Origin of the sequence: Sphingobacterium sp. UBA865 (genome assembly GCF_002295765.1) — a bacterium.
GTDB lineage: Bacteria > Bacteroidota > Bacteroidia > Sphingobacteriales > Sphingobacteriaceae > Sphingobacterium > Sphingobacterium multivorum.
This window is the reverse complement of sequence record NZ_DBGB01000041.1, coordinates 1-22,232: the sequence shown is the minus strand read 5'-3', so window position 1 is coordinate 22,232 and position 22,232 is coordinate 1. Positions and strand designations below refer to the sequence as shown.

The following is a 22,232-nucleotide window of genomic DNA, read 5'->3' as shown; positions in this document are numbered from 1 at the left end:
CTACTAAGGTTAAACAAAGATATAATCACAGGGTGACAGCTATGTGTCAGTATGAATTATCGATTTATGATAAAAATAAAATAGTGGCAGTTCTTATTATCTCATGTTGTTGAAAACTTGGACTGCAGAGGTTCGAGTATTTGTTTTTTTTATAACGTTTATTTACGCAAGCGCAGCAAATAATAAAGCAGGTCAAGCGAATTGTAAAAAGGGTGAAAATGAGCATATAGACTAAGTATATTTGATTGGTAATTAATTAAATAAAATAGAACTATGGGAAATAAGAAAGCAATATTCACTTTTGTAGGCCTGGTATTGGTTGCAGCAATTGGTATCGGTATATGGGCTTACCGTCTTTTGGGAAATATGGAGGCGGATCAGGAAAAAACAGAACAATTATCTTCCCGAATTTTAGCAGGTTTTGGCGATCATACCGCTATTTATAAATATCCAGTACAATTGTCCACAGTAGACTGGGGCAAGAGCTGTCTAATTCTTGAAAATGGCGGTGCCGGTGATTTGGGAATAACTTATAAGGAAAAATGGAACGAGGCATTGGGAACAATAGATAATTATCCCGGTGATGCTGTCAAAGGCATTGTTATGATAGCGATGGACATGCAGGAAAAAGGTGAGTATGTTAATAAAATCGGCCAAAGAGATAAAGCTTATCAGCGCAATTATATCATTAGCTATGTAGATCTCGACAAGAAGGTAGTCATTGCCCGCGATACTCTATATGGTGAGGAGCCGCCTTTGGTGAATCGTTCCTCCGGTTCGGGAGCTGGTGACTTCCCCTCGGAAACAGAAGTTGTAAATTCGGTCAAAAGTAGGTTGAAGTTATAATTTTTTTTTCTTCGTTTATGGAATTTTGATATTCTTCGCATCCCTGCACGAAAGTTGAAGTGCCGGATGAAAGAATCTAGTACTTGGCTTTAGGTAAATTTATCTATTTTAAAAGAATTTAGCCAGTATCTTAAACATGAAATGGAAATCAATTGTTGTATGCTTTTTAGCTGTTCTGTATTCCGTGGTCCTTTGTGGGCAATCGACCTTATTCAATAGTCCGCGTGGATCTTCTGACTATTATATTTATAAACTGAGCCCAGAAGTTTTAAGAAAAATTCACTTGGGAGAGAAGAAATTCGATGAAACTATGCTCAGCGATTTTTTTCTTAAGTATAAGGCCGGAAGTCCACAGCCGACTTTACCTCCTGGTAATTATGTCCAGGTCCGCGCCAGTGGAGCTGATCTCATCTATCAGGAATTGATTAGTGATAACCTATATGTCAAGATTATCCCAGCAGAAACTTTTGCGATTTGTCTATACGATTCGCTGGGAACGATTATAAAAGATGCACAAGTAAAAGTGAAGGGACGTCGCATGTCATTTGATAAGAAGTTTCATTACTATAAAGTTGCCAATGCAAATAATGACGATATTGTCAGTATTGAACATAAGGGTGTCTATCATTACCTGAGTGTAGAGCGGAGTTGGCCTTACAAAGACAGGGTTCCATTATGGAAAGGGATCAAAAATAGCTTGCTTAGAACAAAGTTTAAGATTAAGAGGTTCTTTCATAAACAGGAAACTGAACAGACAGAAAGCTTTATGGTTTTTAACAAGCCAATGTATAAGCCAAATGAGCAGGTTAAATTTAAAGCTTATCTTGAGGAAGAAAAATGGAAACCTTACCGTGATTCTATTGCCGTACGTCTGACAGGTGGATATGGGTATGCCAAAGATACCGTTTTGATCCGACTTGCTCCCTATCGTCCGGGAATGTACACCTTTGAATTTAATTTGAAGGGGCTTGGCCTTATCCTTGATAAAGATTATGGGATCTCTTTGGAATCTACAAAAACCAAAGCCGTCTTGCATCAACAGTCTTTCCGATATGAAGATTATGAGTTAAAAAGCCTAAGTTTTAATATGACGTCCGAAAAGACGAAATATGCTAAAGGAGACAGTGTGCGACTGAAACTAAAAGCTTTAAATGAAAATGAAATGCCCATATATGATGGGAAAGTAGATTTGCGTGTTGTGACAAGTCCACTTTATACGCTTGATGTAAAAGCCAATAAGGTTAATTTTATTCCAGATACTTTATGGCAAACGAGCGTTTCTCTCGCAGATGTGGCGGAAAAGGAAATTGTATTACCCGATTCAATTTTTCCGGCTGACATTGGTCTTACATTTCGGGCTATTGGCACTTATCTAAGTTCAGATAATGAAAGAATTGAACGAAGTCTCGACCTCAATATACTCAACAGCGAAAAAGAAATTCGTATTGCTGTAAAAGACGGGCATGCAGAGCTGAAGTATTTTGAAAAAGGTGTTGCGATGCCAACAACTGCTCAGCTAATGATATTAGGTGAACATCGCGAAATGCTGAAGACTGAAAATTTGAGTTTACCTAATTTGGTTTCTATACCCTGGCAGGCTGAAGAAATTGTTGTCAAGTCGAATGGATTGAGTAAAAGTGTATATTTAGAGGATCAAGAACAGGCACAACTGAATTATCGGTTTTATCGAACTGCGGATTCGGTGATATTGCATGTCAATAATCCCGCTATGATTCCATTTTGGTATCGTGTCCATCGTGCTGGTCGTACGATTGCTTCGGGTTATCATACCACGTTAAATAGTAAATTTTTAGCCCGTGGAAAAGACGGGTATAGCATGGAAATCACCTATCTTTTTGGAGGAAAATCAAAAGTTATCCAGGAAGAATTACCCTATGTGGAGAAGAATTTAAATTTGGTAGTCAACACGGCGACGACAGTTTATCCGGGGCAAAAGGCTGACGTGGAACTTTCGGTTACGGATAAGAATGGTAAACCTTTGAAGGATGTTGATATTACGGCCTATGGTTTTACCTCAAAATTTAGGTCAGCAACCGCTCCAAATATTACTATGGGTGGTCTGATGCGAAGGGCAAAAGTCTCACAAAATCTTAATTTTAGTTTGGATGATGATGAGAAGGCACATCAGGGAGCTCTTCAAAATTGGGCAAAATGGTCTAAAGACATGCAGTTGGATACGATGGCTTTTTATCGGTTTTTATATCCCAAAGATTATTATCAGGAGTCTCTTCCTTTAGATGCTGTCAAGAGCCAGATTTCCCCTTATGTCGTTGTAAATGGTGTGGTGCAGGGGATACATTTGGTATGGATAGACGGCGTGCTGACTTATGCTAAGCAAGAGCAGCAAAACAACAGCAGTATTTTTGAAGTTGCTCCGGGTCAGCATGATTTTAGATTTAGGACCAAGGATCGCGACATTCGTGTAAGTGGCTTTTATATTGAAAAGGGAAAAAAGATCATTGTTTCCTTTAATGCCTCACAGGATACGATTGGTTTTACCTACCCCGAAAAAGCATTCAGTAAAGGCCAGATTTTGGTTTACCAATTACCTAAAGAACAACGTGGCAAGTTCTACGAAAACGAATTGACTGAATTGAAGCGCCAGTTGATTACAGTAACCAACAATTTTGGAGCCTGGCAATTACCCAATAATAATGTGTTGATTGAGAGGCCAGCATATATCCAGACAGCTGGAGATCTCTATTACCTCAATCCCGTAAGAAAAACCGTTTACGATAGTCGGTTGCGTACACAGGTTCCTGTGCCACTGATGGTAGGACCATTTCCAAGGACAGAAATGTATAATGGTGTGTCCAAAATAGGTACGCTCATGGTTGATACAGCGAAAATTGGACGTTTTGAAATTGAGGGGGGCTATCAATATAGCATCTATAAAAATTATCAAAAGCAAAAAAGCTGGGATGGCAATCCTTTGCGGATTGATCTGTATGATTTCAAGCCAAATTTAGATTTTCAGGAGAAGGTATGGTCATTGGAGGATATCAAGGCAAACGTAGAACGTACTTTCAAAGAGATCATGCAAAATAGCACGGGATTGGCACAATTTGCTACGGTGAAGAAAGGAAAAAATGAGGCTATTTTTAAATTGAATTTAACTTTGGGCAATGATGTTGCACAGAAAGGCATCCGGCCTACATTGATCTTTATTGAACCGACGAATGTCGAGGAGAGAATGTATTTTCGACTGTTTTACGGTGGACATCGAACTTTTGGAGATCTTCCAGTCGGCGATGTTACTTTGCATATTGTAAAGGATGATTCAACTTCTTTTAGTTTGCCAATCAAACTCAAAGCCAATGGGATGAATTATCTCCGGCTGGATTCTATTCAATGGAGCAATGCATCCCAAGCGGCAAGATTGGCTTACAAACTTGTACGTGATGAAATTATTGTGCGTACCGTAGAAAATCCATTGCGGGATTCTATAAGCCATGGGCAAGAGATTGTTCCGCAGCTCTTAAAAATAGACCGGGAAGATTTTAGAACGAAGAGAAAGAATAATAAGGTCGCCAGGGTCTTAGTTTATGATGGGGATACGCCATTAATTGGGGCTAAGGTGAGTGTTCCGGATACCAAAAAACGATATTTCACAAGCTTTGATGGTAGTGTGGAACTTGAGCTCTCCGATGACAAAAATACGGTACTTGAGATTGCTGCTTTAGGGTACAATACCGCTACGGTCAAAGTCTCCAGTGGCAAAGATTATTTCGTGGAATTAAAGCCAAGCGAAAATCAATTGGATGAAGTGGTTGTTGTGGGGTATGGCGTCCAAAAAAGGCAATCATTGACTGCGGCAGTGAAATCGATCAATGCTAGGATGGATGGGGTGACTACAGCTATGCTGCAGGGGGCTGTAGCAGGGATTCGTATTCGTGGCGCTGCTAGTCCGGCCCCCAATGAAAAACCATTGATTTTAGTGGACGGAGTCCCTTTTGAAGGTGATATTTCAAGTCTTGATCCATCGACTATCGCGTCATTGAATGTGATTAAAGATCAATCTATGCTGGGATTGTACGGTGCGCGGGCCGCCAATGGCGTGGTGATGGTTCAGATGAAAGCTGGAGCATCTGCGACATCGACAGGTGCTGTGGATATGCCCTATTTGGAATCTGGAAATACGATGCGCGTGAACTTCCGCGATGATGCATTCTGGCAGCCAAAGCTAACTACCGATGCTCAGGGAAAAGTTAATTTTGAAGCGACCTATCCGGATGATATTACCAATTGGCGAACATTCTTTATCGCTAAAGGAAGTAAAAATTTCGCCGACATAAAAGAGCTAAATGTCAAATCCTTTAAAGCTGTTTCGGCACATTTGGCGACTCCCCGATTTGCCATCAGAAGTGATCAGTTTACAGCCATGGGAAGGGTTGTTAATTATCTTAGCGACAGCTTGCAGCTCTTGCGTACCATCAACAATGGGCTGACAACGCAGGAGGCAACGTTGAAAATTGCGAAGTCCTATCGGGATCCTATATCAGTTATTGCCGCTCAGGGGGACAGCGTCCAACTTGCTTATTCGATCGAATTGTCAAATGGATATTTTGATGGTGAAAAACGTAGCATTCCGATTTTTGAAAAGGGGCTTGAACAACATGAAGGAGATTTTAAAGTACTCAACAGTACCGCAGAATATTTACTAAAAACTTCTCCAGCACTAGGCGAAATCACCTTGCATGCCGAAGCAAATTCGCTGGAATTTTTACAACGGGAAATTGAATCGATCGATCGTTATAAATTTCTATGCAATGAACAGATGGCTTCCAAATTGAGCGCATTACTTTCCAAAAAAGAGCTGACAAAATTGATCGGAAAGCCCTTTACAGAGGATAAGAAAATAAAGGATCTTTTGAAGGAGTTACAGAAAAACAAAAATTCCAATCAGGGCTGGGGTTGGTGGAACAAAAGTGAAACTGTGACCTGGATCAGCAACTATGTGATCGGGGTACTGTTGGATGCCCGAGAAGCCGGCTACCAGGTTGAGATCGATACGGAGATTTATGCAGAACGTGAAAAGACCATGTTGAAAAGCAGCTTGGCTTCGCTGGATGTTCTATTGGATAAAGATAAGCTTCACGGGGCCAAGGAGAATTTGTTTAGCTCCTTGATATATCTACTCCGGTTGGATCCTAAAGCTGATTACAAAGATTATTTCTTCGAAATCGACACAAAACTGAAAAGTAAAACCATCAAGGATAAACTGTTGAAATATCTGTTGATTTCAAAACTGGGTCTTAAGGATTCACATGCTGCAGATACCGTTCTTAAATACGCGTCAAAGGCTGTCTTAGGTGGGCTCTATTGGACTTCTGGAACTACAACAGATCAGAAAGGCGGATTTTTTATGCGCCCAACGGAAACCAATACCGAGAATACATTGTTGGCTTATGGTGTCTTAAAATCAATTGGTGGTCATGATTCAGATTTAGAAAATATCCGTAATTACTTTTTCGCGCAGCGGCAGCAAAACCAATGGTATAATATCTACGAATCTTCCCGTATCATACGAAGTATTCTTCCTGATGTACTGAAAGAGGGTGAATCTTTCCAGGCACCGGTAATGGTCATCAATGGCAAACGCGTCACTGCATTTCCGTATACGCAAAGCTTTAAGTCGGATGAGCAGATTAAAGTGAGGAAAGAAGGGACGGGGCCGGCTTTTGTGACGGCTTATCAAAATTTTTGGAATCCCAATCCAGCTGTAGAAAAAGAAAAGGGCTTTGCCGTGGCAACGCGATTTAAGGACAATGGTGCTACGGTAGCGGCACTCAAGGAAGGGAAGCCTGTAAAACTTGAAGCAAGCGTAACATTAACTGGTGAAGCTGAGTATGTGCAGATTGAAGTTCCGATACCGGCGGGATGTTCTTATGAAACAAAAACCAATGGATACTATAGAATCGAGGCGCACCGAGAGCATTTCAAAGATCGTGTCGTCATTTTTTGCAACAAACTGGGGAAAGGTACACATACCTTTGAGATCGAACTTTTACCTCGTTATACCGGGACTTATACTGTCAACCCCGCGAAGGCTGAATTAATGTATTTCCCGACATATTATGGAAACGAGAAAATGAAAGAAATCGTGGTGGAGTAAGTGTATTGTTAAAATAAAAAGGGACTTATCACATGATAAGTCCCCAACATATAAAAACTAAAATTAAAAGTGCGCTATTAATGATCCCATCCGCCTCCTAGGGATCTGTATATCGCTACGCTTGCTTTGAGTTGGTTGACCTTCTTCTCAACGAGCTCAAATTTAGATTCCAGGGCATCGCGTTGCGTTAGCAGAACTTCCATATAATCTGCGCGAGCGTATTTAAAGAGGTCGTTGGAAATACCGATAGACTCATTTAATGCATCGACTTCCTTGGTCTTAATTTGTAGGCCATTCTCCAGATTTTTAATTTTGGAGAGCTGGTTTGCAACTTCAATATATGCAGCCAATATGGTCTGTTCATAATGGTAAACAGCCTGAACCTGTCGTGCATTGGCATTATAGTAAGCCGCCTTGATCGCTCGTTTGTTAATCAGGGGCGCAGTAAGTTCTCCAACGAGCGAAGCCAGAAATGATTCCGGCTTAACGAGATAAGTTGGATCAAAGGCCTGAAACCCTACACCAGCAGCAATATCCAAGGATGGGTAAAAGCGGGCTTTAGCCGATTTTATATCCAGTTTGGAAGCTGCAAGTTCATACTCCGCCTGCTTAATATCGGGTCTGTTTTCTAATAGCTCCGAAGGAATACCTGTGTAGACGGTTTGCGGAACAAGCTTATCAAATGATTGTTGATCCCTTTGAACCGGCTGCGGGAATCTTCCAACAAGGTAGTTTATTCTATTTTCTGTTTCTGTGATCTTCTGCTTGATATCATATTGCATACCTTGGGTTTTCAATATCTGGGCTTCAAATCTTTTGACGGCAAGTTTATTGGATCGCGCATTTTTCTTCAAGTCATTTACGACGACCAATGCATCGTTTTGAATCTTTACATTCTCATTGATAACCAGAAGTTCGTTGTCCAGTGCCAGGAGTTCATAATAAGAATCTGCAATTTCAGCGATCAGGTGAGTTACCATAAAGTTTTTGCCTTCCACGCTGGCAAAATACCGTTGCAGCTGCGCTTTAGTCGCATTGTGGAGTTTACCCCAGATATCTGTTTCCCATTGTGCCTGTACACCAACTCCAAAATCAAATAGCGGTTCAGGCATTTCGCGTCCGGGTTCGATTTCTGTATTCTTTTCCATCGCTCCAATGTTTGTGTAGCGACTTACTTTGTCGACCCCCGCGCCAACTTTTACGCCTACGGAAGGTAGATATTCACCTTTTCTGGCGCTTACTTCATTTTTTGCTATTTCAATTTCCTGAAGCATAATATGTAGCTCCTGGTTGTTTGCTAGTGCCTGACTGATCAATCCTTGTAGATTGGGATCGCTGAAATAGCTGTTCCATTTGATTTTTCCTGTATTCACGGTGTCGCTGTCAGCATCCCCATATTTTCCGGGAACGGTTTTATTTTCGGCACGTTGTTTTATTTCCAGTGGTTTGCAGGCTGCAAGACTAAGCAAGAAAAGTGCGAAACCTGTATAGTGATATAATCTGTTCTTATTCATAATGTATCATGTCTTCGCTTAATGGTGATTCGTCTTCGGCTTGGATCATTTTTCTTCCGTCAGCCAATTTTGCAAAAATGTAGTAGAGTCCGGGAATGACAATAACGCCAAAGATAGTTCCGACGAGCATACCGCCCAGCGCTGAGGCACCTATGGTATGGTTACCGATAGCTCCGGCACCACTGGCAAAGACAAGTGGTACAAGTCCAGCGATAAATGCAAATGAGGTCATGAGGATTGGTCTGAAACGTGCTCGTGAGCCCTCAATAGCTGCTTCCAATATGCTATCGCCAGCTTGGCGCCTTTTCACGGCAAATTCTACGATAAGCACCGCATTTTTACCCAATAAACCAATAATCATGATCAGCCCGACCTGTGCGTAGATGTCATTTTCAAGACCCATTGCCTTTAATAAAAAGAATGATCCAAATACACCCACGGGTAGCGACAACAATACTGCAAATGGAATAATGAAGCTTTCGTACTGTGCCGCAAGTACAAGATATACGAAGACTAAGACGACTAAAAAGACATAAACGGCTTCGTTTCCGCGTTGAGCCTCATCATAGGACAAGCCCTCCCAGGCAACTTTATAGCCGTGCGGTAATGTTTGAACTGCGGTTTCGTTGATTGCCTGAATGGCGTCGGCTGTTGTATACCCATTTGTCGGAAGTCCACGGATGGCGGCCGAATTGTACATGTTGTAGCGCGTGATTTCATTTGGTCCCTGTGTTTTTTTTAAGGTCATAAAGGCCGAATAAGGAACCATCTGGTCATGATCGTTTTTGACGTAAAGGTTCATGATATCGGAAGGTAGCCTTCTAAATTCTGGTGAAGATTGTACATAGACCTTGAAGAATTGACCGAAACGGATAAAACCCTGCTCATAGGTACTACCGATAAGGATATTGAGGTTGTCCATGGCTTTACCAATGGAAACGCCTTTTTGCATGGCGGCGTTATTGTCAAATACCAATTCGTATTGCGGGTAATTAGCAGCGAAGAAAGTGAATACACCAGTTAACTCTTTGCGCTTTTTGAGATTAGCAATAAAAGCTTTATTGACTTTATCGAAATCTTGGTAATCGGTGGTCCTATTGAGGTCCAGCAGGCGCATGGAGAAACCTCCTGAAGAACCAAAACCCGGAACAGCCGGAGGTTCGAAGAATTCAACTGTTGCACCTAGATTTTTTGATTTTTCTTCAAGTTCTTCCATGATCTCTTTGACGGAGTGTTCACGTTCACCCCAGGTTTTGAGGTTGATAAGACAGGTTCCTGCATTCGATCCACGGCCTTCCGTCATGATTTCATAACCTGCCAGTGATGAGACAGATTCTACGCCATCTACCCCTTGACAGATCTTTTGGAGCTCTCTGGAAAGCTTATTGGTCTGTTCCAATGTTGATCCTGGAGGAGTCTGAATAATGGCATATATTGTGCCTTGGTCCTCGCTCGGTATAAAACCTCCTGGAAGCGTTTTGTTAATGACGAAAATGCCGACACAGAATGCTATTAAGATACCCCATGTAATTACTTTTCGGCTGGCAATTTTACGAAGTAAGGAGGCATACTTGCCCGTTATTTTATCAAAAGTACGGTTAAAAAGGTCGAGCGATTTGGTGAATACGTTTGATTTTTTTGGTTTACCATGGTTATTTTTCAGGAGCATCGCGGCAAGCACAGGAGTAAGGGTTAATGCGACTACTGCAGATATCACGATGGAACTCGCCATGGTAATTGAAAACTGACGGTAAAATGTTCCGACAGGGCCTGTCATAAATGAAATGGGGATAAAAACGGCCACCATAACAGCTGTAATAGCGATAATAGCACCTGCGATTTCGCCCATGACTTCTTTTACAGCGCTGTATGGCGATATGGCACTTTCTTCCATTTTGGCATGTACTGCTTCAATGACCACAATGGCATTGTCTACGACAATCCCGATGGCAAGCACCAATGCAAACAAGGTCACTAAGTTGATCGACATACCGAACCATTGGATGACGAAGAATGTACCTATCAGCGAAACGGGCACGGCGATGATTGGAATCAAAGTCGAACGCCAATCGCCAAGGAAAATAAACACAACAATGGCAACTAAAATAAAAGCATCGCGTAGGGTATGCATCACCTGTTCGATAGAAGCATCCAAGAATTGGGATACGTCATAACTGATTTTATAGTCTATACCTGGAGGAAAGTTACCTTTCATCTCAGCAAGTTTTGCCTTCACATCTTTAATAACGTCATTAGCATTACTGCCATAATTCTGTTTCAACACAATTGAAGCCGAGGGATGCCCGTCTAAATTGGAATAGATGTCAAAGAATTCACTTCCCAGTTCGACTTTAGCCACGTCTTTTAACTTGATGTTTTCACCGTCGCCGTTTGCGCGAACGATAATATTGTCGTATTCTTCAGGTGTATTGTATTGTCCTTTATAAGTTAGGACATATTCGAGGGATTGCGCTGCAATACCCGAGCTTTGTCCCAGTCGACCGGGACGGCCGATGATACTTTGTTCTCCTATCGCTTTCATCACTTCATCAACTGATAAGCTATAGGCACGCATACGATCGGGATTTAACCAGACGCGCATGGCATATCTACGGCTACCTAAGATTTGTGATTTGGCGATACCATGAATACGATTGATTTCAGGAATGATGTTTACCGTTGCATAGTTGTACAAGAACTTTTCATCCATGCTTTTATTTGTACTGTAAAGATTCACGTACATCAGCATACTGGGCTGAATGGGATTGACGACGACTCCTTCCTTTTGAACAAGTTCAGGCAATAGTGGCATGACTTGATCCACCCGGGTTTTGACCAGTACTACGGCATCGTTGGGATCCGTTCCGGGGTCAAATACGACGTTTACGGTCGCTTCACCGGCGCTGGTTGCATCGGTAGCGATATAGCGCATTCCCTGTACACCATTGATTGCATTCTCCAGTGTAATCAGGGAGGATTTTACAAGTACATCGGCACTTGCACCAGGATAGGCAATGGAGACCGCCACTGTAGTCGGTGCGATTTTTGGAAATTGCTCTGTAGGAAGCTGCTTTATGGCCAAACCTCCGATAAATAGGATGACAACCGATATGACAATAGCAAATACCGGTCGATGTATTACTTTTTTAAACATAATGCTGCTTTTTTAATTACTCTGCATATAAATCTAAGTTTGACATGACTTTCTCCGGAGTCTGATATTTGGATTCAATGGTCTGGTTTTCCTGTACCATGCGAAGTCCATTGAGCAGAATCTTTTCATCCTTGCCCAATCCGGAAGAAACAACATAGATATGCGGCAGTTCGGCAGCAACTTTTATTTCTCTTGCTTTTACTTTATTATCTTTTGTAATAACGTAAACATATTTTTTTTCAAGCTCCTCAAATGTTGCTTTCTGCGGTATCATAAGCGCATTGTTATAGGGCGATGTAATGACGATATTGCCTGTCTCACCATAACGCAGTAATCCCTTTGGATTCGGAAAAGTCGCTCTGTAGGCAATATTTCCAGTTTCATTATTGAAGTCTGATTCAATTGTTTCAACAATACCCTCATGACCGAATTCTTTTCCATTGGCCATGTTTAACCGTACATGCAGCGGGCCATTGTCTTGTTTTGCGTCCATTTGATTGAGGTATTCCACTTCGGGTACATTGAAATAAACCCACATTTTACTGTTATCGGACAATTCCGTGATCAACTCGCCTTCGTCGACAAGACTTCCTTTACGGACGTGAAGCTTACCAACGATTCCGGAAAACGGTGCTACGATGTCCGTAAATTTGAGATGAGTATTCATCGCGGCTAGCTCAGCTTTGGCTTTTTCATATTTTGCTTTTGCCATTTCAGTTTCCTGCGGAGCGACAATATCTTTTTCGGACAGATTTTTGGTGTTCTGATATTCGATTTCAGCATATTTTACCTCTGCTTTAGCACGATTAACATCGGACTCATAGAGGTTGGGCATGATTTTAAAGAGTGGTTGTCCTTTTTGTACAAATTGACCTTCATCGACAAATATCGATTGAATGTAGCCTTTTTCCTGCGCGCGCAATTCAATATGGTTGATCGAACGGATTTGGGCGACATAGTCTTTATTGACGATTGTATCCTTGACCAAAGGAGTAGTGACGTTGAAAACTGCAGCTTCTTTTTTGTCTTTTTTTTCTGACTGGCAGCTTGTAGATAGAATAATAAGGCACAGGCTTATATACATAAAGCTTCTCATGACCATGATAATAGTTTTTTAATTATTTCCGAAAAATTGAACAATAGTGTGACCTGCTTCCAAGTGATTTTGAAAGCTATTTTGATGTTTTTTTAAGAAATTATTAAAAAATCACAGCCTGAATACACTGTAATGGATATAGAGAGCGTTTTTTCTAGAAGTAAGCTGGTTGGAATTTGCAAGCGAAACTGCTGTGCGTGTATTTTGAAATTGAGGATGGATATACGATATTATATTCCCAAAATCATCCCCGGTAAGTGCAAATAAGTTAGGGCTATTGGAATCACTTCCCGCGTCATCATTTTCATTGTCATTTTCTGAAAAATATGCCCTTAATTTTTCATGCCGAGGACGTTTAGTTTTGCGAATAACTTTAGTGTCATAATCTTCGCTTTTTACTTGCTTGTTGAAGTGGTTGACAGCGTGAAGATTGCAGGAGGGGATATTATTTGGTGTTGGCACATGATACCAGCCAAAACTGATAAGTATTGCGCAAACTACGCCGAATAGATATTGATGGAATTTTCCTTGCATCCTTGAAAGCAAATGTAATTAAACTTTAAAAATGATACAAGTGATTTGGGTATCGAAATTTTAAAGTTTATCTAGTATTGTTACAATTATTGAAAATTGACATTGCTGAAATGTAAAAAGGTCTGCGATGTTATTCTGAATACCTTTGCCTATCAAATTTATTCTTGCCGTTAATTTATAACTCTTTTTTAGGAGTTAATGCCTCTTTTTTAAACGGTTTTAAGCGTTTTTTGATTATTTCTTAGCATCTGAATTGCTTTTTCTGCCCTTGTTTTTCTAGTTTGTTCCTGTTTAGCTGAGCCTACCCAATCACAATATCCCTGTTTGTATGATTTGGAGAGTGTTTCAAAAAAAACATTGGCTTTTTCGTCCATATCCAACAATTGTTGGAGTTCCATAGGAACGCCTTCAATATGTTCACCTTTTTTTAGCATGTATTTTTATCATTTGATTCCCGATAAAAATACATAAATATCTTCGAGTTGCCGGTCTTTATTGCATGAATACTTTTGACTTGCCGTTAGGTAATACGATCAGGGGATTGCAATACTTTTTCTTGAAATAAGACTTACATGTTGCCGCTGTCTTTATATGTGTTGAAACATATATCGTTCTTATTTGTTCTTCTATTAGTCAACAAAAAAAATTCAATATGAAAGCAGTACGTTTTTTTGGGCATAAAGATGTCCGCGTTGTGAATGATCTTGTGAAGCCCGTTCCTAAGGGCGATGAAGTATTACTAAAAATTGGTGGTGCAGGTGTTTGTCATTCTGATCTCCACATTATAGATGAGGGGACCGTTGTAGGTACGGTATTTACCTTGGGACACGAAAATGCGGGCTGGATTGAAGAAGTTGGATCGGATGTAAAAGACTATAAAAAAGGAGACGCGGTACTGGTCTATGGCCCTTGGGGTTGTGGGCACTGTAAGCCCTGTCAGCAATCAAAGGAAAATTATTGTGATCACCAGTCTGAAATGGCCTATGGTGGTGGGCTAGGCCTTGATGGTGGGATGGCGGAATATATGCTTGTCCCTTCTTCGCGTTTACTGGTCCCAATTTATGACTTAGATCCAGTCATTGCTGCGCCATTAACGGATGCGGCACTTACTCCTTATTCGGCGATAAAACGTTCGATAGGCAAATTGACAGCGGATGAGTATGTGGTTGTGATCGGAGTTGGAGGTTTGGGCCATGTTGCCTTACAAATACTAAATGAAGTAAGCGCGAGTTCAATTATTGCCTGTGATGTCACCGAAGAAAAACTAGCCTTTGCTAAAGAACTGGGCGCAGCCTATGTGGTTAATTCGAAGGATGCAAATGCAGCCGAACAAATCAATAAGATTACGGGCATTAAAAAAGCTAAAGTAGTGATTGACTTTGTAGGCGCGACATCGACTATAGATCTAGGAACAAAGGTTGTTGGTTTGGATGGTGACCTGACAATTGTTGGATTAGGTGGGGGACACTACCAGTACAATATGTCGGGGCTTCCTTTTGGTGTGAGTATGACAAACCCATATTGGGGCTCGCGGGTTGAGCTTATGGAAGTTGTAGGTTTAGCTAGGCAAAGGAAGATTCATATTGAAATTGAGCAGTTTAAGCTTGATCAGGCTAACGAAGTTTATGATCGAATGCGCAATGGTAAGATCAAAGGAAGGGCTGTACTGATTCCTTAATAAAAAAAAGTCTATCTTTTTAGTAGTTTATTTTGGTTTTTATCTTTTTGATGTTTATCTTTGTTGTATCATAATTTAGGTTTATAATTGGTTATTTAAGGTTTTCATTCTCCCCGTTTGAAAACCTTTTTTTTAAAGTCTCTCTTTTGATTGATTATTAAAAACCTTCTGCCTTCTTTACTGTTGTAATACTAATAATCCGCGCTGATTTATCTGCAAAATATTTATGGACAAAACAATTCTCGTACTCACCGATTTTTCTGAAAACTCATGGACTGCTATTCGATATGCGGCGAATCTGGCTAAAAAATTTAATTGGACAGTAGAACTTCTGCATACTTATACCATCCCAATAAAAGACAGTGTCCATGCGAAAATGGAGAATATGTTTTTGAAGCCTCAGAAGGAAGAGGCTGAAAGCATGCTCAAGGACTGGCAGATACGTATCGACGATGAATTTCCTGATCTCCGCTGTAAAACCGTAAGTTTGGCCGGCAACTTGGAAAAAACGGTACTAAACTTACTACAAGAAAAGGAATATCATTTTATCGTCATGGGAGCTAAAGGTAAAGGTATGATACAGAAAGCTGTCTTGGGAAGCAATACCTTCGCCCTGATAAAAAAGAGTCCAATCGGTGTCTTGGCAGTACCCATCACTTTCCAAAAATTTGGGTTGCAAAATATCGCATTACTGAGCAATTTTAAAGCGTCCGAATATGATCTACTCGACAGTTTCACCTTACGTGTACCGGAGAAATTTAATCTCAGCCTGTTGCACGTAACACAAAAGTATATCTCTCCAAAACAAGAAGATATTGAAGACTGGAAACAAAAGCTATCCGCCCAATTTTCGTTTAATAAAATTGATTATGTGGAAAAAAATGCGGTCAATCGTTTAGATTACAATATGCCTATACCACGTTGTATCGACTACATGGTGGAAATCGAAGCTATTGATCTTTTACTTGTGTCGTACAGTCCTAAAAGTTTTTTCAAAAGTATATTTTCCCGAAATCTTACGAAAGCAATTTATCGCAACCTGACTGTACCTACCTTTTTTAAGCGTAATTTATATTAATTGCGGGTAATCTCCTCCTGCTTATCACTTTCCATTGGTTGATAGTACACGTTTTAGTAAAGGGAAAATGATTAAACTAAAGTTAGTAGCCGCGATTTTATAATTACTAACGGAGCTTTAAATTGCGTCTCCGATGTGAGGTAATCTATTCATATTTTTCATTAGCTTTATCAATAATTGTATAAAATATAAACATAATGAGCCTTTGGATACTTCCTTTGATCGCAATACTTTCCGTAAGTCCCGATAGTACACATGTAGGAGAATATAAGTTTGCTGAAATGCCCAGTTGGAGTGATGAGTTCGATTACGATGGTCTTCCGGACGCAAAAAAATGGGGATATGATGTAGGCTCCTTGCATAATGGTTGGGGAAATCATGAACTTCAATACTATACAGATGCAAACAGGAAAAATGCAAGTGTTGCAAATGGTGTTTTACGTATTACTGCAATAAAAGAACAATATGAAGGGTTGAACTATACTTCTGCCAGGCTGGTGAGTAAAAACAAGGGCGATTTTCTATATGGTCGATTTGTAGTCCGAGCCAAGGTGCCGAAAGGGAAAGGTACGTGGGCAGCCGCTTGGATGTTACCGACAGATTGGGTTTACGGAGGATGGCCACATTCGGGAGAAATAGATATCATGGAGCATGTCGGTTATGACGAGAATGCAATACATATTACCGTTCATACAAAGGATTATAATCATTCTATCGGAACTCAAAAAGGAGTGATGAAACGAATTGATCAGGCAACATCGGAGTTTCATAATTATCGGATAGACTGGACCCCCGAGTATATTCGTGGTTTCGTGGATGATGTACAGATCTACAGTTTTCCAAATGAAGGAAAAGGCAATGGCGTGTGGCCATTTGATAAAAGATTTCATTTACTATTGAATCTGGCCGTTGGTGGAGATTGGGGCGGTGTGCAAGGCGTCGATAGCAGCGCATTTCCTGCAGAGATGGAGGTGGATTATGTCAGGGTATATGATTTACTGAAACCTTAAATGAATCTTGTTTTCATCTATTTTCTCTAATTTATAAAGATTAATTCAAATGTTTAGGCATCAAGGGAGAGGAAGGAATTATATTCATAATTTAAAGTTAGCCTCTATTTTATCTTGTGTGGCGGGTTTGGTCAATATTACAGGTGTTCTTGCCGTTAGCACTTTAACAACGAATGTCACAGGTCACTTCGCATTTTTTTCAGAACAGTTGATTTTAATGAATTATAAGATGGCTTTGATTTATCTGTTATACATTGCTTTTTTTTTAATGGGAGCTACCGTTTCAGGTTTTATTGTAGAATTAGCTTCAAAAAAGAAATCACATAACGCTTATATCATTCCAATTTGTATGGAGTCTATTATCTTAATTAATGTAGGACTGCTCCCAGCTTTATTTAAAGCAGGGCCAACGTTACCAACCATAATTTCATTTGCCCTGCTTTTTGCTATGGGACTTCAGAATGCCCTGGTAACGAAGGTGTCACAATCAGTTGTCAGAACGACGCATTTGACGGGATTGTTTACTGATCTTGGTATTGAAATCTCGCAGTTACTTTTTTATAGAGAAATTGCTGAAAAAGTGAAATTACACAAAAGTATTTTTCTTAAGTTGATGATTATTGGAGGCTTTTTTATTGGGGGAGTTGTAGGCGGCTTTATGTTTCAATATTTTAAACTGAAAACATTATTGTTACCGGCTAGTATGCTTTTATTTGCCTTATGGTATGACCATATTCTACTTAAGTTTTATCATTTGAAGCGAAGCTTAAGACCGGATGAATAGGTTCGATTAAATTCATATTTTAGCTTAATAACATGAACTATTCCCATATCCTGTTTGAAAAATTAGTATTATCTGCCGGTAGATTCAACATTAGTGAACCATTGTACTGCATTCTTTTATTTGAGAAAGCGACGAGTTTTTCGGTTGATTTGGTGACATACCATGCGGATCCTAAAAGTGTTTTGTTTTTGTCTCCCTATCAGTTGTTTACGATGGATGTGGTGCAGAAAAGTACCTTTAGTGTGCTAAAATTTCACGGCGATTTCTATTGTATAGAATATCATAAAGATGAAGTTGCCTGTAATGGAATTCTATTCAACAACATCTACCAGCAACCTCATGTGTTGCTCTCAACAGCTATTTATCATGAGATATCAACTATCATGGAAAAAATAGATCAGCTCAAAATGTCGTCGGAATCCTATGATCAGTCATTGAGCAGAACCTATTTACAGCTGATTTTAGCGCTGGCGAGTAGACAAAAGCTACTTTTTAACGACCTACAAAAACCGTATTGGGCTCATAGAGATATTATTGATGACTTTGAGCAGTTTTTGGAAAAGAATTATAAAGCGCATAAAGAAGTTACCTTTTATGCAGCGAACTATGGTTTAAGTCCAGCCGTTTTTACGAAAAAAATAAAATTGAAATGGGGAAAATCCCCTTCAAAGTTGATCCAGGAACGCCTCGTATTGGAAAGTAAAAGACAGCTCCATTTGACGGCCAAAAGTATTAAAGAAATAACAGCCAATTTGCAGTACAAAGACGAGTTTTATTTCAGTAGATTTTTTAAGAAGATGGTAGGCGTATCTCCTAAGGTATTTCGGAAGCGGGTCGGTTTATCAATTGTTGCCGAAAAGTCTATGTTATAGATCTATTTGTCCATGTTGTGGATTTAAGCCATTGTTTAGTTTTGCATGGTATTAAACAAACTACGTTATGGAGAAAATAATAAAGCTATTGGCAAAGTCACAATATATCTTTACAAACTTTGCTAGAATTTCAATTTTTATTGTGATGGCATGGATTGGAGGATTAAAAGCATTTCAATATGAAGCTGATGGTATAGTTCCTTTTGTTATTAATAGTCCGGCAATGCGTTTTTTTTATCATAATACGGAAAAACGGGTGTTGGATAAAAACGGAGAGCTAATACCGGAATACCAGTTGTTTAAAAATCCGGAGGGTCGTGTCGTAAAGAAAAATATTGCATGGCACCAAGAAAATGGAACTTATATTTTTTCTTATATACTTGGCTTTGTAATTGTTTCAATTGGTCTGATGATATTTTTAGGTATCTGGTATCCTAAAATCGGAATTTTTGGGGCATTGTGTACCGTGCTTATGTCATTGGTTACACTTTCTTTCCTGATAACAACTCCAGAGGCGTTTGTGCCAAAGCTAGATGGAGATTTCCCGTCACCTAATTATGGTTTTCCTTATTTATCCGCGGCCGGTAGATTAGTCCTGAAAGATGTAATTATGCTTGCAGCAGCATTGATCATTGCAGCAGAAAGTGCCAGCCGTCTGATAAAAAAAACGAATATAAAATAGAGACAGATAGTTTTTGTATGTGAATTAGCAGCAGGTTGTTTGCTGGAGGCGATCACTACTCGGGGTAAATCCACCAACTTTTGGAAGGTATCTTTCATGCCAGCTGTATTTTGGCAGCATCTTTGTGTCTCGTCGTTAAACTATATTGAGTTATACCACGAACGATATGAAAATAATACGAACGACCCTTCCATTTCTTCTGTTTAGTTTCATCCTTTTAGTTGGATGCAACAATAATCAACAGATCAGGATGATTGATAAAGATGGTAACACACATTTGTTGACAAGAGAAGGTGATCGAAAAGGAGAATTGGGACTGCAGCGTATCATCGCTCGTGGCAATGATACAGTAATAACGATTGATGGTGCAGGTCATAAAATGATATGGACAGCTTCAGATGTGACCAATATTGATACAACAAAGATTCAATATTATCTCAAAAAAAGAAATGGAAGCAGTGTTCATATTTATACACCCGTAGATGTAAATCAAAATTTTATAGATGTCGAGGATAGTCAAAATGTTTTGTCAGATCCTTATGATGGTACAGACAAGAAAAAATCCCTACTGTAGATTGCTGCATGAAAAAGCATAATTTGGGCTAAAGAGAAAATCCTAGCAAGTTTACTTGCTAGGATTTTTTTTTGGGTACTTTGGCACCTTCTTTTTTTGCTTCGGAGAGGCCGATAGCAATCGCCTGTTTTCGTGATGTTACCTTTTTCCCGCTACCAGATTTTAATTTTCCTTCTTTCATTTCGTGCATCGTCTTTTCAACTTTCTCAGATGCTTTTTCTGAATATTTTGCCATAATAGTGTTACCCGTTGATCTGTTATTAAACACTTCTGCAAAAAGAACAGCTGTTTCAGTTGAATCGTTTGAAAATTCTTTGAGAGCGAAATAGCGAACATCTGTATCCGCTAATTCAATTCATTTCCAGCTTTAATCACGGCTTGGTTGACTGCTTTTATTCTTTCAAGATCCATTTTTTGTATTTTACGGTCGTAAGTCAATAGGCCATTGACTTCATGTTCCACATCGGTAGTTTGCGTATAAATAGCAACACTCAATCCTTTGTATCGGAGCAATTGTTCGACATTATCCATTAGGAATATATAACGGTCTGTGAGTGCCTCTATAGTGGGTTCGTAGGCATAGGCATTGTTTTCGACAGGCCCATGTGACCGCGGACAAATAAGCCTACGCCACCAAACTCTCCGAGGGAAGCTGCCCTTTTCGAATCAGGTTCTGAGGCACCCTTTGGGCCAACATAGATATGGGTGTCAACAAAATCTCCATTTCCGGGGTCACCATAAGCTTTTTGGTAAGATGGATTGTTGTTAAATCCCGAATTACCGTTCACTAAACGTGAAGGGTCATATTGTTTGGTCCAGTCGGTAATATTGCGTACATCGAAAGCGCCCCAATTTTCGTTAAAAGGAACCCAGGCGATAATGGATGGCGAGTTGTAGTGGTCGTCAACGATGGCCTTGTATTCATCACGAAATGCTTTTCGATAAATCGTAGTATCTTCTTCGGGATACCAAAGGCAGGGCATATCTTGCCACACAAGCAGTCCCATTTTATCTGCCCAATAATAGAACCGTTGGGGTTCGGTTTTCATATGCTTACGAATAAGGTTATAACCAGCATTTTTGGTAAACTCGATATCATATTTGAGAGCTTCTTCCGTAGGTGCTGTTAGAATACCATCGGGCCAATACCCCTGATCCAGGAGACCGAGCTGCATCACAAATTTGTCATTCAAGAGCGGCCTTACAATTCCGTTTACCTTACCAAGTTTAATATCACGCATACCAAAATAGCTCTTAACCTCGTCAATGATTTCTCCATTCTTCCCATGTATACTTAATTTTAAATCGTATAAAAAGGGGGAGTCAGGAGACCAAAGTTTTGGATTTTCTACCGGGATATTAAATTCCATGCCCGACTGAATTACCGTTTTTGAAATTTCTTTTCCCTCTGAAGAAACGATGGCCGTAACTTTTGCCTTCGCTGTGCTAGTGACCTGTATTTTTAGTTGTTTTTCTGCTACTTGAGGCAACAATTTGATTCCCTGTATATGGTTTTTGCTTACTGGTTCCATCCACACAGTTTGCCATATGCCAGAAGAAAATGTATAGTCGCCTCGAGGTCCATTTTTGCCCGAAGGATACTTACCGTCGTTCTTGTCATGCACTGCGACGACAATGTTATTTGGACCGGCCTTTAAAAACTCAGTGATGTTGATCCAGAAGGAGTCGTAGCCACCTGAATGAGTACCAGCTTTTCTACCATTTACAAATATGGTCGCATCGTGATCCACTGCACCAAAATGGAGTATAATATCTTTCCCTTTCCAATGATTAGGTAGCTCGAAATTTTTACGATACCACAGATTAATTTCTTGTTTGCGTTGTATTCCGGATAAATAGGACTCTGGACAATAGGGGACAAGAATGCTTTCTCGGCTGTGGTCAAAGGAAATGGGGACAGCAGGATTTAGTGCGTTCGGAGCATCCTTTCCACCTATATAATCCCATTTACCGTTGAGACATAGCCATTCATTCCTTTCCATTTGGGGACGTGGATATTCGGAAAGTGGGATTTCTGTTTGCTTGGCTATTGCTGTCCATGGGGTTGAAAGCTGTGGCTGTTGTGCCAAAGCATTAAGCCAACCGAAGAACGATAGTGCCAGCACAAAAATTGAGGTTTTGGTTTTTATCATGGTATACTTCTTGGTTTTTCAGAATATGAATATAAGTATACTAAAATGATTTAGTGAATTATAAACGAAATGTTACTAGTGCGGTTTTCGATATTGGGCTTGGTTGGTTGGTTGGTTGGTT

At 40.0% G+C, this 22,232-nt stretch carries 17 protein-coding genes; 9 read left to right on the top strand and 8 right to left on the bottom strand.

Annotated features, from left to right (window positions below; translation table 11 throughout):
* Nucleotides 1-273: 273 nt before the first annotated feature.
* Nucleotides 274-846, top strand: a complete 573-nt coding sequence (locus tag B2O97_RS22040) for a hypothetical protein (protein ID WP_112375851.1) — start codon at nucleotides 274-276, stop codon at nucleotides 844-846.
* A 136-nt stretch (nucleotides 847-982) separates the two neighbouring features.
* Nucleotides 983-6,982 (top strand): alpha-2-macroglobulin family protein, encoded by a 6,000-nt coding sequence (locus tag B2O97_RS22035; RefSeq protein WP_286768134.1) that lies wholly within the window; start codon nucleotides 983-985, stop codon nucleotides 6,980-6,982.
* Between the two features lie 77 nt (nucleotides 6,983-7,059).
* Here the strand turns inward: B2O97_RS22035 and B2O97_RS22030 are convergent, their stop codons facing one another.
* From B2O97_RS22030 to B2O97_RS22010, 5 genes are all read right to left on the bottom strand, one after another.
* Nucleotides 7,060-8,496, bottom strand: coding sequence for a TolC family protein (locus tag B2O97_RS22030; protein WP_286768133.1), 1,437 nt, complete (start codon nucleotides 8,494-8,496; stop codon nucleotides 7,060-7,062).
* Nucleotides 8,489-11,650, bottom strand: coding sequence for an efflux RND transporter permease subunit (locus tag B2O97_RS22025; RefSeq protein ID WP_286768132.1), 3,162 nt, complete (start codon nucleotides 11,648-11,650; stop codon nucleotides 8,489-8,491). The genes B2O97_RS22030 and B2O97_RS22025 overlap by 8 nt, the downstream gene beginning before the upstream one ends.
* 16 nt (nucleotides 11,651-11,666) lie before the next feature.
* Nucleotides 11,667-12,752, bottom strand: coding sequence for an efflux RND transporter periplasmic adaptor subunit (locus B2O97_RS22020; protein WP_046675087.1), 1,086 nt, complete (start codon nucleotides 12,750-12,752; stop codon nucleotides 11,667-11,669).
* A 105-nt stretch (nucleotides 12,753-12,857) separates the two neighbouring features.
* A complete protein-coding gene (locus B2O97_RS22015) occupies nucleotides 12,858-13,280 on the bottom strand; it encodes a hypothetical protein (protein ID WP_046675088.1) in 423 nt (140 codons plus the stop codon).
* A gap of 209 nt (nucleotides 13,281-13,489) precedes the next feature.
* Nucleotides 13,490-13,714: a YdeI/OmpD-associated family protein gene (locus tag B2O97_RS22010; protein ID WP_112375855.1), complete on the bottom strand. Its 225-nt coding sequence runs from the start codon at nucleotides 13,712-13,714 to the stop codon at nucleotides 13,490-13,492.
* Between the two features lie 218 nt (nucleotides 13,715-13,932).
* On the opposite strand from B2O97_RS22010, the gene B2O97_RS22005 reads away from it, so the two are divergent.
* From B2O97_RS22005 to B2O97_RS21975, 7 genes are all read left to right on the top strand, one after another.
* Entirely contained in the window at nucleotides 13,933-14,958 is a 1,026-nt protein-coding gene (locus tag B2O97_RS22005; RefSeq protein WP_070566904.1) for an NAD(P)-dependent alcohol dehydrogenase, read from the top strand.
* Between the two features lie 226 nt (nucleotides 14,959-15,184).
* A complete protein-coding gene (locus B2O97_RS22000) occupies nucleotides 15,185-16,036 on the top strand; it encodes a universal stress protein (RefSeq protein ID WP_070566902.1) in 852 nt (283 codons plus the stop codon).
* A gap of 197 nt (nucleotides 16,037-16,233) precedes the next feature.
* Nucleotides 16,234-17,046 (top strand): glycoside hydrolase family 16 protein, encoded by an 813-nt coding sequence (locus B2O97_RS21995; RefSeq protein WP_112375860.1) that lies wholly within the window; start codon nucleotides 16,234-16,236, stop codon nucleotides 17,044-17,046.
* A 49-nt stretch (nucleotides 17,047-17,095) separates the two neighbouring features.
* Complete coding sequence (locus B2O97_RS21990; RefSeq protein WP_070566898.1) at nucleotides 17,096-17,830, top strand: YoaK family protein; 735 nt, start codon at nucleotides 17,096-17,098, stop codon at nucleotides 17,828-17,830.
* A gap of 32 nt (nucleotides 17,831-17,862) precedes the next feature.
* Nucleotides 17,863-18,702, top strand: a complete 840-nt coding sequence (locus B2O97_RS21985) for a helix-turn-helix domain-containing protein (protein WP_286768131.1) — start codon at nucleotides 17,863-17,865, stop codon at nucleotides 18,700-18,702.
* 67 nt (nucleotides 18,703-18,769) lie between these two features.
* Nucleotides 18,770-19,384, top strand: a complete 615-nt coding sequence (locus B2O97_RS21980) for a DUF417 family protein (RefSeq protein WP_046675093.1) — start codon at nucleotides 18,770-18,772, stop codon at nucleotides 19,382-19,384.
* A gap of 166 nt (nucleotides 19,385-19,550) precedes the next feature.
* The gene (locus B2O97_RS21975) at nucleotides 19,551-19,958 is read left to right on the top strand and encodes a hypothetical protein (RefSeq protein ID WP_139145018.1); all 408 of its coding nucleotides are present in this window, start codon (nucleotides 19,551-19,553) and stop codon (nucleotides 19,956-19,958) included.
* A 58-nt stretch (nucleotides 19,959-20,016) separates the two neighbouring features.
* Here the strand turns inward: B2O97_RS21975 and B2O97_RS21970 are convergent, their stop codons facing one another.
* The 3 genes from B2O97_RS21970 to B2O97_RS21960 all read right to left on the bottom strand — a co-directional run bounded on the left by B2O97_RS21970 (nucleotide 20,017) and on the right by B2O97_RS21960 (nucleotide 22,111).
* Entirely contained in the window at nucleotides 20,017-20,193 is a 177-nt protein-coding gene (locus tag B2O97_RS21970; protein WP_167450483.1) for a DUF6496 domain-containing protein, read from the bottom strand.
* Between the two features lie 110 nt (nucleotides 20,194-20,303).
* The gene (locus B2O97_RS21965) at nucleotides 20,304-20,489 is read right to left on the bottom strand and encodes a hypothetical protein (protein ID WP_286768130.1); all 186 of its coding nucleotides are present in this window, start codon (nucleotides 20,487-20,489) and stop codon (nucleotides 20,304-20,306) included.
* A gap of 29 nt (nucleotides 20,490-20,518) precedes the next feature.
* On the bottom strand, nucleotides 20,519-22,111 hold the full coding sequence (locus B2O97_RS21960; RefSeq protein WP_286768129.1) for a glycoside hydrolase family 2 protein: 1,593 nt from the start codon (nucleotides 22,109-22,111) through the stop codon (nucleotides 20,519-20,521).
* Nucleotides 22,112-22,232 lie beyond the last annotated feature (121 nt).

What these genes read in the sequence shown, in the direction of transcription:
- B2O97_RS22040 (WP_112375851.1), top strand. Translation starts at nt 274, where the DNA reads ATGGGAAATAAGAAAGCAATATTCACTTTTGTAGGCCTGGTATTGGTT.
- B2O97_RS22035 (WP_286768134.1), top strand. Translation starts at nt 983, where the DNA reads ATGAAATGGAAATCAATTGTTGTATGCTTTTTAGCTGTTCTGTATTCC.
- B2O97_RS22030 (WP_286768133.1), bottom strand. Translation starts at nt 8,496, where the DNA reads ATGAATAAGAACAGATTATATCACTATACAGGTTTCGCACTTTTCTTG.
- B2O97_RS22025 (WP_286768132.1), bottom strand. Translation starts at nt 11,650, where the DNA reads ATGTTTAAAAAAGTAATACATCGACCGGTATTTGCTATTGTCATATCG.
- B2O97_RS22020 (WP_046675087.1), bottom strand. Translation starts at nt 12,752, where the DNA reads ATGGTCATGAGAAGCTTTATGTATATAAGCCTGTGCCTTATTATTCTA.
- B2O97_RS22015 (WP_046675088.1), bottom strand. Translation starts at nt 13,280, where the DNA reads ATGCAAGGAAAATTCCATCAATATCTATTCGGCGTAGTTTGCGCAATA.
- B2O97_RS22010 (WP_112375855.1), bottom strand. Translation starts at nt 13,714, where the DNA reads ATGCTAAAAAAAGGTGAACATATTGAAGGCGTTCCTATGGAACTCCAA.
- B2O97_RS22005 (WP_070566904.1), top strand. Translation starts at nt 13,933, where the DNA reads ATGAAAGCAGTACGTTTTTTTGGGCATAAAGATGTCCGCGTTGTGAAT.
- B2O97_RS22000 (WP_070566902.1), top strand. Translation starts at nt 15,185, where the DNA reads ATGGACAAAACAATTCTCGTACTCACCGATTTTTCTGAAAACTCATGG.
- B2O97_RS21995 (WP_112375860.1), top strand. Translation starts at nt 16,234, where the DNA reads ATGAGCCTTTGGATACTTCCTTTGATCGCAATACTTTCCGTAAGTCCC.
- B2O97_RS21990 (WP_070566898.1), top strand. Translation starts at nt 17,096, where the DNA reads ATGTTTAGGCATCAAGGGAGAGGAAGGAATTATATTCATAATTTAAAG.
- B2O97_RS21985 (WP_286768131.1), top strand. Translation starts at nt 17,863, where the DNA reads ATGAACTATTCCCATATCCTGTTTGAAAAATTAGTATTATCTGCCGGT.
- B2O97_RS21980 (WP_046675093.1), top strand. Translation starts at nt 18,770, where the DNA reads ATGGAGAAAATAATAAAGCTATTGGCAAAGTCACAATATATCTTTACA.
- B2O97_RS21975 (WP_139145018.1), top strand. Translation starts at nt 19,551, where the DNA reads ATGAAAATAATACGAACGACCCTTCCATTTCTTCTGTTTAGTTTCATC.
- B2O97_RS21970 (WP_167450483.1), bottom strand. Translation starts at nt 20,193, where the DNA reads ATGGCAAAATATTCAGAAAAAGCATCTGAGAAAGTTGAAAAGACGATG.
- B2O97_RS21965 (WP_286768130.1), bottom strand. Translation starts at nt 20,489, where the DNA reads ATGGATAATGTCGAACAATTGCTCCGATACAAAGGATTGAGTGTTGCT.
- B2O97_RS21960 (WP_286768129.1), bottom strand. Translation starts at nt 22,111, where the DNA reads ATGATAAAAACCAAAACCTCAATTTTTGTGCTGGCACTATCGTTCTTC.